Below are 13,957 nucleotides of genomic sequence, written 5' to 3' on the forward strand. Positions count from 1 at the left end.
CTTTGATACATCTAGTAAAAATTTATTATTATTAAAAAATAAAATCACAGAAAAACTACAGCACATATAATAAAAGTTTATGCATTACATATTAACGAAGAGATTTATAAAAGTTAATTAATCCATTAGTGGACGAATCGTACATCATCTCTTTAAAATCATTGGTTAAACCAAAAGAAATAGATTTTGCAAGTTTTTTGCCTAACTCAACCCCCCACTGATCAAAAGTAAAAATATTAAATATTACGCCTTGAGTAAAAACTTTGTGTTCATATAATGCAATTAATGAACCTAAATTATAAGGATCAATTTTATATAATAAAATAGAATTACTAGGCCTATTACCTTCAAATGTTTTATATGGAGACACATTCCACAGTTCTCGTGATCGTTTTTTAATATTATTTAACTCATTTTTTGCAATATTTTGAGATTTTCCAAAAGCTAAAGCTTGAGTTTGCGAAAAAAAATGAGAAAGTAATTGAATATGATGATCAACTAAAAAATGGTTATTAGGGCATATAGACGCAATAAAGTCACAAGGAATTAATTTAGTACCTTGATGCAATAATTGATAAAACGCATGTTGTCCATTAGTACCTTGTTCTCCCCAAACAATAGGTCCTGTTTGCCAGCCAACACAATTACCGTTTCTATCAATATTTTTTCCATTTGATTCCATGTTAGTTTGCTGTAAAAAAGCAGGAAAACGACGCATACCTTGATCATACGGTAGAATCGCTTCTGTTTCTGATAAAAAAAAATTATTATACCAAATACCAATTAATGCTAATAAAACAGGTATATTTTGACTCAAATCCGTATTTAAATAATGCTGGTCCATAGCATAAGCACCATTCAAAAGAAGTAAAAAATTGTCAAATCCGATAGCAAGAGATACAGATAATCCTACAGAAGACCATAATGAATAACGACCACCCACCCAATCCCAAAATATAAATGTATTTTCCAGCTTAATCCCAAAATTAATAACATTCATTACATTAGCAGATATTGCAATAAAATGTTGATCAAAAAATTTGTTTGTATGAAAATACTTAGTCATCCATAATTTAGCGGTATTGGCATTCATAATAGTTTCTTGTGTGGTAAACGTTTTAGAAACAATTAAAAATAAAGTCGTTTCTGGATGAACTTTTTTAAAAACACTAGAAATATGCGCACCATCCATATTGGAAACGAAATGTATTTTTAGATGATTTTTATAAGCACTTAACGCTGTTACTACCATAGATGGACCTAAATCTGAACCTCCAATTCCAATGTTTACTACATCAGTTATTAATTTTCCTGTATATCCTTTCCATTCTCCGCTAATAACTGCTTTTGAAAATGATTCCATTTTCTCAAGCATTTTCCGAATATCAATCATGACATCTTTATCATTATAAATGATAGGAGTTTGATTATTATTTCTTAATGCTGTATGTAGTACAGCGCGATTTTCAGTCCGGTTAATTTTTTTCCCGTTAAACATAGATTGAATTGCGTTAACTAAATCTACTTCTTTTGCTAACATTAACAATTTAACTATTGTATCGCTAGTAATTCTATTCTTAGAAAAATCAACTAATATCTGATCATTAAAATTTATTGAAAATTTATGAAATCTATCTTTATCTTGACAAAATAAATCTTTCATATGTACATTTTTTATATCATGAAAATGTTTTTTTAAATTTTTCCACGCATTAGTATCAATAGGATTAATGTTTTTCATAAAATTTCTCACTAATTTAAAATTTTAAAACGTCGTTATTCTAGAAAATTTATATTAAAATGTTTTTAATACATTTCATATATAAAATTGTTGATTAAACTAACATTATTTTTTAAATATATTTGTATCGTGTTTATCACTCGTAAAAAATTTACAATATTGTTTCTAAAATACATCGTAATTCATTTTTTAAAATAAAATAAATAGTCATGCTTATTAATATACATATTTTTTCTACTTGTTTAAAATAACTTTAACACATTAGAAAAATTCAAATATTATCTAATTTTCAATAATTATGTTTACTCTGATTAAAAAACATATATATCAAAATTTTATAATAATTTTAAAAAATTAATAAAAATATATAATTATCTGTATGATACATAATAATATTGCATCATTTAACATTCATAACATTACATGTTATGTTAAAATTTCCACAATAACATAACAACTATAAGACAAACATGATTAATTATTACTTATCAAAACAGAAAAATGAATATTACTCAACATAATTTAATATGGATTGATTTAGAAATGACAGGCCTAAATCCCGAAAAACATAAAATTATTGAAATTGCTACATTAATAACTAATATTAACTTAGAAATACTATCTACTGGACCAGTTATAGCCATTTATCAAAAACATACCCAATTAATACAAATGAATCAATGGAATCACAATACTCATCGCAAAAGTGGACTCATAAAAAGAATAAAAAATAGTTTTTACAACAACAAATTAGCTGAACTTAAAACTATCTCTTTCCTCAAAAAATGGGTTCCTAAAAATGCATCTCCAATGTGTGGAAATACAGTGAGTAAAGATAGACAATTTTTATCTAAATACATGCCTACTTTAGAAAAATATTTTCACTATAGACAAATAGACGTTAGCACAATAAAAGAACTAGCTATAAGATGGAATCCTGAAATATATAAAACATTTAAAAAGAACCATAATCATCAAGCATTAAATGACTTATATGAATCAGTATATGAATTAAAACATTATAAAAAACATTTCTTAAAAAATTAATTGTAATTATGAATATAAAATGTTTATATAAAATTATGTTTTTAAAACCATTTATAAATTTTTATTAATTAACACTTGAATTTTTTTTATTTTTATAATAAAGTTTATTTTAATGCGGGAATAGCTCAGTTGGTAGAGTACAACCTTGCCAAGGTTGAGGTCGCGAGTTCGAACCTCGTTTCCCGCTATTTTAATGTTAAATTTAGGAAAAATTTATGCTTTATTATGTATTTTATGTGATATTTTTTTTATTTAATGTAACTTCTTTCAATCCTGTATACGCATCATCTGAATTGTTATCTCATTACAAAAAACATAATAATAATATATATGTTTTTAATATAAAACATAATGCAATATCATTGCATCACTATCGTTTTTTTTATATTTTTAAAAAATTTTTTTTATAAAATTTATCCTAAAACTAAAAATTTTCAATTTAAACATTTAATCTCAGCTAATTCAGATATAAATAATAAAAATTACAAAAAAAAAACATTTCATAAAAAAAGTTTTATCCAAAAATATCAAAAAATAAAAAAAATTGTCATTGCTATTGATGCTGGACATGGAGGACAAGATCCCGGAGCAATTGGAATTAACAAAACTCAAGAAAAAAATATTAATCTCGCAATTTCTGAAAAATTAAAACACAAATTAAACAAATCAAAATTATTCCAAGTAATCATGATAAGAAATGGAAACTATTACTTATCTATTGAAGAACGTATTAACATTGCTAAAAAGAAAAATGTTAATTTATTAATTTCTATTCATACTAATTCATCAAACAATCCAAAAATATCTGGATTATCTACGTGGATTTTATCAAAAAAAAGAATGAACTCTGAAATACATTACTTATCAAAAAAAAACACGAAAAAAATAAAATTATTCAAAAAAAATAAAAAATATTTTTTAAAAAAAAACACAAAACCATACTTAAAATCAATTATGTTAGACTTACAATTCAATCATATTCAAAAATCAGGATACTTATTAGCCAAAAAAATTATAAAAGAACTTAAAAAAACTCATTCTGTATATGAATCTCATCCTAAACGTGCCAGTTTTGGAATATTAAAATCTCCTAATTTTCCATCTATACTCATAGAAACAGGATTTATAAGCAACACATCAGAAGAAAAAAAACTAAACAGCGAAACTTATCAAAAAAAAATTGTCGATTCTATATATCTTGGATTAACGAAATACTTTTTTAAAATACCATGCAAACTAAAAAAATAAAACAACGTTTTTAAAAAACAAACTCATACTTTATTTTTAAAAAATTTATCTCGTTATCAACTATTCATTTTAAACTTTTTATTAAACTTTTCAATGCGACCACCAGTATCTGCTATTCTTTGTTTACCAGTATAAAAAGGATGACATTGAGCACATATATCAATATTTATATTTTTACGCAACGTAGAAAAAACTTTAATAGAATTACCACACGAACACATAACTGATATTTCAGAATAATTAGGATGAATATTTTTTTTCATAAAGCCGTCCATTTTTATATTTTAAATACAAAATGTTAATAACATAATATACTTTTATAAAAAACAAATTTTAATAGAGCATCATAACATCAAAAATTATAAGAAAAAAAATTATTTTTTTTAAATAAGTATACTGCTATTATATATATTTACAACTACCGAAATCAATATACTTATTTTTTAAATTTTATAATATATATTTACCCAATAAATGGTTAAAAAATAAATATTACTTGATAAAAAACAATCTATTTCATATTTATTTTTAATTAAAAACAACATATTTATTCCAAACAATATAATATCTTAAAAATGATTAACAAAGATTTTTTATTCTATAATACATTTAAGTACACTACTCTAAAAAAAAATAGTACTAAAACTAATAACATTGTTATAATTACCATGTTAATATCAATTATAATATTATCATTGATCATATCAATCAATATATTATTTGAACCAAAAATATTACAAAATAAAAATAGTTATTTAAAAACTAAAGAACTAAAAAAAAGAAACATAAATAATATTCCAAAACAACCTAAAGAAAAATGGAAATACATATATGAGTTGAAAAACGATATTTAAACATCGTATGATTATGCATTCAAAAAAACACATGCGAACATTTATACACTGATTAACTCATGCAACAGCGTTTATATTTAGCATATTATGTTTACTTATAAAACCTATCAAAACGTTAATCAGTCTAACCACTATTTTTTAGAAATAAAACAACTAAAAAATCATACATATAATAAATACAATGCTTTTTCTTTAAAAAAATAAACTATTAAATATAGTACACAAAACAACTACCACAATAAATATTTTAAATATTCTTCTAACAAATGTTAAAATCTAATCATTAACATTTTAATGTGATCAAAGTGTATATAAGGAAATACATTTTATGACAACCATTATTAGTGTTCGCCTTAAAAAAAAAGTAGTTATCGGAGGAGATGGACAAGCAACATTAGGTAACACTATTATGAAAAGTAATGTTAAGAAAGTAAGAACATTATATCATGATAAGGTCATTGCAGGATTTGCTGGAGGAACAGCTGATGCATTCACATTATTTGAATTATTTGAAAAAAAATTATTAATGTATCAAGGACACCTGCAACGCGCAGCAATTGAATTAGCTAAAGATTGGCGTACTGACAAAATATTACGTAAACTCGAAGCTTTACTAGCAGTAGCAAATAAAGAAAAATCATTTATTATTACAGGAAATGGAGATATAATTCAACCAGAAAACGATCTTATGGCTATTGGTTCTGGTGGTCCTTATGCACAAGCAGCAGCACAAGCAATGTTAGAAAACACTTCTCTTACTGCAAAACAGATCGTAAAAGCAGCACTTAAAATTACCTCTAAAATTTGCATATATACAAATGATGTTTTTACTATTAAAGAACTAACTTCAGAAAAGTAAGGATTATCTTTATGTCAGACATGACTCCCCGCGAAATAGTTACAGAACTTAATCGATTCATCATTGGCCAAGAAAAAGCAAAACGAGCTGTAGCCATTGCTTTACGAAATCGCTGGCGTCGTATGAAATTAAAAAAAGAATTAAGATCTGAAGTAACACCCAAGAACATCCTAATGATAGGTCCTACTGGAGTAGGAAAGACAGAAATTGCTAGACGATTAGCAACATTAGCTAAGGCTCCATTTATTAAAGTAGAAGCTACAAAATTTACAGAAATAGGATATGTAGGAAAAGAAGTAGACTCAATTATCAGAGATTTAACAGAATTATCCATAAAAATGGTACGCAATCAAGCATTTAAAAAAAATAAAAGCAAAGCAAAAGAAATGGCAGAAGAACGAATTTTAAATGTTTTAGTTCCTACTATTGAAAAAGAATGGAAAGAATCGGAAATCTCTAATAAACCTACTGCAGCTATTCAATTATTTAAAAAAAAATTGCGAGAAGGACAATTGGATGAAAAAGAAATTGAAATAAACATTTCTACAGCACCCATGGGAGTAGAAATAATGGCTCCACCAGGAATGGAAGAGCTAACCAATCAATTACAATCATTATTTCAAAATTTAGGAGGGAGAAAAAAAAATATAAAAAAACTAAAAATTAAAGATGCAATGAAACTACTAATAGAAGAAGAATCAACTAAATTAATCAACTTAGAAGTACTCAAACGAGAAGCAATCTATGCAGTAGAACAACATGGAATTGTATTTATTGATGAAATCGATAAAATATGTAAAAACAGAGGATCAACGGGACCTGACATTTCACGAGAAGGAGTACAACGTGACTTATTACCATTAATTGAAGGTTGTACAATTTCTACTAAGCATGGTATGGTCAGAACAGATCATATTTTATTTATCGCATCAGGAGCTTTTCAAATTTCTACCCCTGCAGATTTAATTCCAGAACTACAAGGTCGACTTCCAATCAGAGTAGAATTACAAGCATTAACAATTGACGATTTTGAATTAATCTTAACAGAACCAAAAGCGTCAATAACTGTCCAATACAAAGCTTTAATGCAAACAGAAAAAGTTCAAATAAACTTTACTAAAGAGGGAATTCGACATATTGCTGAAGCGGCATGGAAAGTCAATGAATCAATAGAAAATATTGGCGCTCGTCGACTATATACTGTATTAGAGCATTTAATGGAAGATATTTCATTTAATGCTAGTGAGAATAAAAATGAATTAACAATTAATATAGACGAAAAATATGTAAGTGAACATTTAGACAACCTTGTTCTAAATAACGATCTAAACCGATTTATTCTTTAATTATTTCAATGAGTAATTTTTTAATAAGAAGCAAATCACTTTCCTATCTTAGGAATAAAGATAGGAAAGATATTGTACTTGTAATAAGAAATATTATTCATTTAAAAAATTATATTAAAATAAATATTACTTCAAATATTCATGATATAATATATAATAATTTTATGTGCGAATAATATATGTACATAATACACTATCTTTTAATAATTTTAATAAATAATATATAAAAACTCTACATATTATTTATTTTACTCAATAATCCATTTAGCATATCTTTCCAAATATCTCTTTCTTCTTTTAATTTTTTATTTTCTTCTTCCAATTTAACACTATTTGATAATATTAAATTCATTTCTTGTTTTTGATTATCGTTTTTTTCCTTTAATTCTTTTACTTCCATTTGTAACAACAAAATAGTATCAATAGCTTGTTGTATTTTTTCTTCTAACTTCGAAAATGTCTCAAAAATCATTAATTAATTTCCTTATAAAAATATCACTGTTTTTATTCTTATATTAAAAAATAAAATACTTTTAATCAAATTTATAAAAGCATAAAAAGATATTCATGTTTTAGAATTATTAAAAATTTTTTTGAATTTATACAACAACAATTTTTAATAATTCTATTATTTAAATGAAACAACATTATAAAAATTTCGATGTTTGCATAAAGATTATTATAACTATATCTTATTTATATCAAGTAATTTATTTGTCAAAAAATTTATATAACTAAAACCAAAATACTAGCTATAACATAAAATATTAATATACGTTGTAAAATAAAATATTTCGAGATATTAATAAATGAAAAAATTAATTTCATAAAATTTACTTTATACAATTCATTATATAAAAAATTTTATAGAATCATAAATTTATTTATTCTGAAATCCATGCCATTACTTTGTTCAAAAACTCTACGCCTTGTGTAGTTAATATAGATTCAGGATGAAATTGAAAACCACAAATTTTTTCACTATCGTTACGAACAGCCATTACCATATTATTGTAATAAGCATTTACAATCAATGTTTTAGGAATATTACTACAAATAAGAGAATGATACCGTGCTACAGAAAAAGGATTAGGCATACCGAAAAACATTGCTTTTTCGTCATGCGTAATTAAAGAAGATTTTCCATGTAATATTTCTCCAGCACATTCTATATTTCCTCCATACATCTTTACAATAGCTTGATGTCCTAAACAAATACCAACAATCGGAATTTTTCCTCGCATTTCTTTTAATAAATCAGGCATACAACCTGCATTATCAGGATTTCCAGGACCTGGAGATAACATCAAAACTGGATTACACATTTTAGAAATTTTTGTTAAAATAATATCAATAGGGGTTGTATTACGATAAATAACAACATTATAATTATTAGTTCGAAGTTGATCAACTAAATTATAAGCAAACGAATCAATATTATCTAATAAAAGTACATTATTATTCATTATTAATACTCTATATGACAAGAATGCGACTCAGCAATTGCTTGTAATACTGCTTGAGCTTTATTTTTACTTTCGTCTACCTCTGATTGTGGTATAGAATCTAAAACTATTCCAGCTCCTACTTGAATAGTAGCAATATTATGTTCAACATATGCAGATCTAATTACAATACATGTATCTAAAGACCCTGAAGCAGTAAAATATCCTATAGATCCTCCATAACTACCTCTTCTTTCTCCTTCTGCATTAGAAATTAACTCCATTGCTCGAATTTTAGGAGCACCACTTAAAGTTCCCATATTCATGCATGCTTGATACGCATGAAATACATCTAAATTAGATTTTAATCTTCCTACTACTCTAGAAACTAAATGCATCACATGAGAATAGCGATCTACTTGAGTTAAATCTGCTACATAGCGAGTACCAGGATCACAAATTTTAGCTAAATCATTGCGAGCTAAATCTACTAACATTAAATGTTCAGACAGTTCTTTATGATTAGTTCGCATTTCTAATTCTATTCTGCTATCTAAATCTAAATCTAAAGATCCATCTATTTTTCTTCCTCTTGGTCTAGTTCCTGCAATAGGATAAATCTCAATTTGTCTAGATGATTCATCATATTTTAAAGCACTTTCTGGAGATGCTCCAAATAAAGTAAAATTGGCATCTTGCATGAAAAACATATATGGACTAGGATTATTCTTTTTTAATACGTCATAAGCAGCTAATGAATCAATACACGGTAAATAAAACCGTCTTGAAGGAACTACTTGAAAAACATCTCCAATAAATATTGATTTCTGCATGTTTTTAATAATATTACTATATTCTTGATCTGTTTTATTATATTTTAAAATCATTTTCTTTAATATTACAGGTTTCAATGAATGTAAATATTGGGACAATTGTTCTTTTACTTCTAATAATCTACGTTTCAACCTACTTTTTTCAAAAACATCCATGGAAAATATACTAGCTTGTATATAACAAGTTTTTTTCTTATGATTTAAAACTAATAATGTTTCAGCTAAATAAAAACAAAAATCAGGACAAGATTGAGTTGTTTTTAATTTTGGTAATGACTCAAAATGAGATACTAAATCATATGCAAATAAACCTCCAAAAAACATAGATTTAGAATCCATATTATTTGTAATACTTCTTATTAAAAACCGTATTGAATCTAATACAGACAATGCATGTAATTTTTGATCTTCATCTATATTTCTTGGAATCTCAGGAAATTGAACTCTTAAAAATTTTTTATGAGATAATATTTTTACTTCTTTTGGCAATAAAGATTTAAAAGTAGGTAATAAATTTTCTCCATTTTTCGTTAATGCTTCCAATGTTACTATTTGGTTTAATGCCGAAATTCGTAAAGCAGAATCTATAATCATCATACTTTTTAAATTATATCTTTTATTAATTTCAGCCGATTCTAAAAGTAATGTATTATTTTTTCCACGACAAATATGATGAAAAATAGCTGTCGGATTTGATCGGTACTGCGCTTCAACTTTCAAAACATCCATTATATTAAGATGTTTATTTATTTTTTTATATTGTTTCATATTATTTTACATCTATAGTCAGTGTAAATACTTAAAAATATTACATTGTATTTTTATTACACTAATATAGTTTATTTTATGATTATACAAAAAATTATAACACATGATCTATGACAATAATAAATTGAACTAATTTAAATATTTGTAATGTCAAAATTCTCCAATATCGCATTACATGTTATCAATTATTTTTATATACACTTTTCTCATATAACATTTAAAAAATCAAAATACTAAAAATATAATATTATGATATATTTTTACTAAATTAAACATCAATTTAAATACAAGTATAAAAATTCTTAAAAATAACTAAAACTAAACATTAGTGTACAAAATAAAAAACCATAATCATAATTCCAATTAAATAAAATATATTTATAAATCTTCAACACAGAGAATAACAGTAATTATAAAATATGTTATCTTATTAGTACAATTAAAAAAAGAAATATTTTAATAGATATAAATACTTTTAAAATTATTACTTTTATTTTTTTAAATTTAGTTGCCACACTTTCGCTTATATAATGATAAATATATATTAAAAAATATAGTTTTATTACGCTCATTAATTCTCTATCTAACATATAAAACAAATTACCATTTACGGATGATATAAAACTTTACAAATCTATGTATAATAATATTAAAGAGGATATCTAATATGAACGATTGGACTACAGCTAAAATAATACAAATTAAAAAATGGAATAATACTTTATTTAGTTTAATTTTAAATGCATCTATTCATCCCTTTATTCCAGGGCAATTTTCTAGACTATTATATATCCAAAAAAATGGAACAAAAATTCAAAGAGCATATTCATATGTCAATACACCTGAAGATATTAATCTAGAATTCTGTATCACACTAATACCACAAGGTCAATTAACTCCCAAATTGTATTGCCTATCATGCATGGATAAAATAATGATTAGAAAAACAGCGCTAGGATTTTTTATTTTAAAAGAAATTCCATACTGTAAAAACCTATGGATGTTTGCTACTGGAACAGGAATTGGTCCTTATCTTTCTATTTTAAAAAATGAAAGAAATACCAAAAAATTTAAAAATATTATACTCGTACATGCAGTACGATATTATAATGATTTAATATATTTACCTTTAATTAATAAATTGAAAAAACAATATGATGGAAAACTACATATACAAATAATTATAAGCCGAGAAGTAACTAATTTTTCGTTGCATGGAAGAATTCCAAAATTACTAGAAAATAATATACTAGAAAATAAACTAGGATTTAAAATTAACAAAGACACATGTCATGTGATGTTATGTGGTAATCCTAACATGGTAAAAGATACAAAAAAATTTCTTATAGAAAACAGAGAAATGAAAAAACATCTTCGAAAAAATCCAGGTCAAATTACTAGCGAAAACTACTGGTAAAAATAATACCTCATATTATATAAAAGATCTATCATGCATAAAAATTGATATAACCTTAATATTTATATTCACATAGTAAAAAAAATTTTAAAAACATCGTTTAAAAATCTATTGGAGTAATTTTTATTATTCAAAATATCATTATATACATTTTTTTAAAATTTATAAATGATCAACTAAAAAAATTAAATGCTAAATACTGCAATAAAACGATTAAAAATTAAATATAATACTCCAAACTTTCTATAATTTGTACACATATAAACATGTTTAAGAAATAATATTTAATAGACATAATATTTAAAAAAAATTATAAATTAATCAATAATACTCACTAAATACATTAATGATATTGATCAAAAACTACTAATTATAAATTAATTTTTCTTATTATAATCATTTTTTAAAAATTTGTTTTAATATTTCATGTACTAATGAAATAATCTATAAATATTACAATCGATGAAAAAAAAAGCAATTTATCCTGGAACATTCGATCCAATTACTTTTGGTCATTTAGACATTTTAAAAAAAGCAACAAAAATATTTAATTTTGTTATAGTTGCTGTTTTTGAAGATTCTGAAAAAAAAACCCTATTTAATATAAAAGAACGTATAAAATTAATACAACAAGTTACTTACGAATTTAAAACTATCACAAAAATTATCAGTTTCAAAAATTTATTAGTCCATGTTGCTCAAACTGAAAAAATAGATTATATAATCCGAGGCATGCGAACATCATTAGACTTTGAATATGAATTAAAAATGTTTACCATAAATAAAAAACTAGCTCCAAATTTAGAAAATATTTTATTTTTTCCATCTCCAAAATTCGCTTTTATTTCTTCATCATTAATAAAAGAAATCGTTAAATACGGAGGAAATGCAAAAGATTATATTCCAGAACTAGTACAACACGCTTTATTAAAAAAGTACAAAAAATAAAAATATTATAAATACTATTTTTATTGCATGTCATATATAAAACTAAAATCTAATGAAAAATGGAGTATATAAATTAAAAACATTTTATATACTCCAATATTTTAAAAAATATAAAAATGCTTAAATAGATAATTATTTACTAAATATTACATTAAAAAGTATGCATATTCTATATCTGAAATTTTATCTTTGGATAAAATTGTTGATGCTTGTAATCCAAATGAATCATGCATATTTCCATCTATCTTATGACTTGAATCTAATTTTGATTTACTAGTAGCAACAAGTCGAAATGTTCCATCATTTAATTCATCAACAACATAAGACGTTTTTACATCTTGTACTTTTAAATCAGCTAATTCTGGACGTGCAGAAAATAGTTCAATGTATGGTTTAGAGAATAAATCTTTATTAGAATATGCAGAAATTAATTGTCTTGATTCTAAATTAGGAACTGCATATTTAAAACTATTTAACATTTCTTCTGGAGAGTAATTAGAAATTTGTTGTCCATTAACTTGCAATAAAGAATCATTGCCTTCAAAAAGAAAGTTATCATTCAATTGAGAAGTTTGTCGCAATTGATTAAAATAATTTTGAAACTTATTGCCTAAAAATATTTGATCCTTACCATCGCTAGTTTTGTTCAACGCATACCAATAAGGTTTTTTAACATCGTCGCTTTCGACTTTTTCGTTAACTTGAGTAGAACTATCTGCTACAGGTATACTATTAGTTTGAATTTCAGCATCATCATCTGAACTAGAAGTCAAACTATTATAAAAATCAGTAACAGTAGATATTACACTTTTACCAAAATCTACAGAAGTATTAAATACAGACTCACTGGTATTTTTTATAAATTTAACAGTTGCATTAAAAGCCTGTTCTCCAGTATCATATATTAATGCGCAAGTATCTGATACCGAACTTAATATTGAATCAAAAAAATTCGATAAAGGAGTAAAATTAAATTGTAACATACTTGGCAAAACAAAATCTGGTGTAATTCTTTTGACAAAAGCAAAAGCAGGAATAAGAAATGAAGCAAAACCCTTTAATTGATCCGTTTTTTGTGAATCTTCATTTATTAATGAAAAATCACGAATCATAGTAGCATCCATTGGAAAATCTATAATTTGACCATTATAATCATCAGGATACATGGAATTAACGTCGTCCTGCTGATAAGAAGATAATTGTACTATATCGTTTTGCTTAGAAGGAAAATAAACAGCATTTTTATGTTTTGAAATATCTTGAGGGTGTGTGTTTTTATTCACATTTACAGATTGTACACTATCTACAACTGACATTGATGACATAATATTACGTCCTCTAACTTTTTTTTATTAGTTACTTTTACTTTAATTTAATTTTTTAGTCAAGTTTTGCATTAAACTTTATTGAAAATATTTAAAAAATAAACATAACTAATCGTTTTAAACACA

12 protein-coding genes, 1 tRNA gene and 1 pseudogene are annotated in these 13,957 nt (G+C 24.6%); 8 read left to right on the plus strand and 6 right to left on the minus strand.

The window, feature by feature from the left end; genetic code table 11:
- Nucleotides 1-91: 91 nt before the first annotated feature.
- Nucleotides 92-1,741, minus strand: a complete 1,650-nt coding sequence (pgi, locus tag U0T59_02635) for a glucose-6-phosphate isomerase (GenBank protein ID XBC43301.1) — start codon at nt 1,739-1,741, stop codon at nt 92-94.
- 501 nt (nt 1,742-2,242) lie between these two features.
- On the opposite strand from pgi, the gene orn reads away from it, so the two are divergent.
- The 3 genes from orn to U0T59_02650 all read left to right on the plus strand — a co-directional run bounded on the left by orn (nt 2,243) and on the right by U0T59_02650 (nt 4,036).
- On the plus strand, nt 2,243-2,788 hold the full coding sequence (gene orn / locus U0T59_02640; GenBank protein ID XBC43302.1) for an oligoribonuclease: 546 nt from the start codon (nt 2,243-2,245) through the stop codon (nt 2,786-2,788).
- A gap of 114 nt (nt 2,789-2,902) precedes the next feature.
- Nucleotides 2,903-2,975 (plus strand) — tRNA-Gly (locus U0T59_02645).
- A 164-nt stretch (nt 2,976-3,139) separates the two neighbouring features.
- Entirely contained in the window at nt 3,140-4,036 is an 897-nt protein-coding gene (locus U0T59_02650) for an N-acetylmuramoyl-L-alanine amidase (protein ID XBC43303.1), read from the plus strand.
- Between the two features lie 56 nt (nt 4,037-4,092).
- On the opposite strand, the gene rpmE is transcribed toward U0T59_02650, so the two are convergent.
- A complete protein-coding gene (rpmE, locus tag U0T59_02655; protein XBC43304.1) occupies nt 4,093-4,299 on the minus strand; it encodes a 50S ribosomal protein L31 in 207 nt (68 codons plus the stop codon).
- Between the two features lie 312 nt (nt 4,300-4,611).
- Here rpmE and U0T59_02660 point away from each other — a divergent pair, with 312 nt between their 5' ends.
- The 3 genes from U0T59_02660 (at nt 4,612) to hslU (ending at nt 7,095) form a co-directional block, all read left to right on the plus strand.
- Nucleotides 4,612-4,890: a hypothetical protein gene (locus tag U0T59_02660; GenBank protein XBC43305.1), complete on the plus strand. Its 279-nt coding sequence runs from the start codon at nt 4,612-4,614 to the stop codon at nt 4,888-4,890.
- Nucleotides 4,891-5,218: 328 nt separating this feature from the next.
- Nucleotides 5,219-5,749, plus strand: a complete 531-nt coding sequence (gene hslV / locus U0T59_02665) for an ATP-dependent protease subunit HslV (protein XBC43306.1) — start codon at nt 5,219-5,221, stop codon at nt 5,747-5,749.
- Nucleotides 5,750-5,760: 11 nt separating this feature from the next.
- Nucleotides 5,761-7,095: an HslU--HslV peptidase ATPase subunit gene (gene hslU / locus U0T59_02670; protein ID XBC43307.1), complete on the plus strand. Its 1,335-nt coding sequence runs from the start codon at nt 5,761-5,763 to the stop codon at nt 7,093-7,095.
- Nucleotides 7,096-7,327: 232 nt separating this feature from the next.
- Here the strand turns inward: hslU and zapB are convergent, their stop codons facing one another.
- The 3 genes and pseudogenes from zapB to U0T59_02685 all read right to left on the minus strand — a co-directional run bounded on the left by zapB (nt 7,328) and on the right by U0T59_02685 (nt 10,141).
- Nucleotides 7,328-7,567, minus strand: coding sequence for a cell division protein ZapB (gene zapB, locus U0T59_02675; GenBank protein XBC43308.1), 240 nt, complete (start codon nt 7,565-7,567; stop codon nt 7,328-7,330).
- A gap of 424 nt (nt 7,568-7,991) precedes the next feature.
- Nucleotides 7,992-8,561 (minus strand): annotated as a pseudogene (locus tag U0T59_02680) (gamma-glutamyl-gamma-aminobutyrate hydrolase family protein).
- 2 nt (nt 8,562-8,563) lie between these two features.
- On the minus strand, nt 8,564-10,141 hold the full coding sequence (locus U0T59_02685) for an anthranilate synthase component 1 (GenBank protein ID XBC43309.1): 1,578 nt from the start codon (nt 10,139-10,141) through the stop codon (nt 8,564-8,566).
- A gap of 667 nt (nt 10,142-10,808) precedes the next feature.
- Here U0T59_02685 and U0T59_02690 point away from each other — a divergent pair.
- The gene (locus tag U0T59_02690) at nt 10,809-11,558 is read left to right on the plus strand and encodes a ferredoxin--NADP(+) reductase (GenBank protein ID XBC43310.1); all 750 of its coding nucleotides are present in this window, start codon (nt 10,809-10,811) and stop codon (nt 11,556-11,558) included.
- A gap of 462 nt (nt 11,559-12,020) precedes the next feature.
- A complete protein-coding gene (gene coaD, locus U0T59_02695; GenBank protein ID XBC43311.1) occupies nt 12,021-12,506 on the plus strand; it encodes a pantetheine-phosphate adenylyltransferase in 486 nt (161 codons plus the stop codon).
- 146 nt (nt 12,507-12,652) lie between these two features.
- On the opposite strand, the gene U0T59_02700 is transcribed toward coaD, so the two are convergent.
- Entirely contained in the window at nt 12,653-13,831 is a 1,179-nt protein-coding gene (locus U0T59_02700; protein XBC43312.1) for a hypothetical protein, read from the minus strand.
- Nucleotides 13,832-13,957: the final 126 nt, after the last annotated feature.

This window comes from Buchnera aphidicola (Meitanaphis flavogallis) (genome assembly GCA_039830035.1).
Taxonomy (GTDB): domain Bacteria; phylum Pseudomonadota; class Gammaproteobacteria; order Enterobacterales; family Enterobacteriaceae; genus Buchnera_B; species Buchnera_B aphidicola_AZ.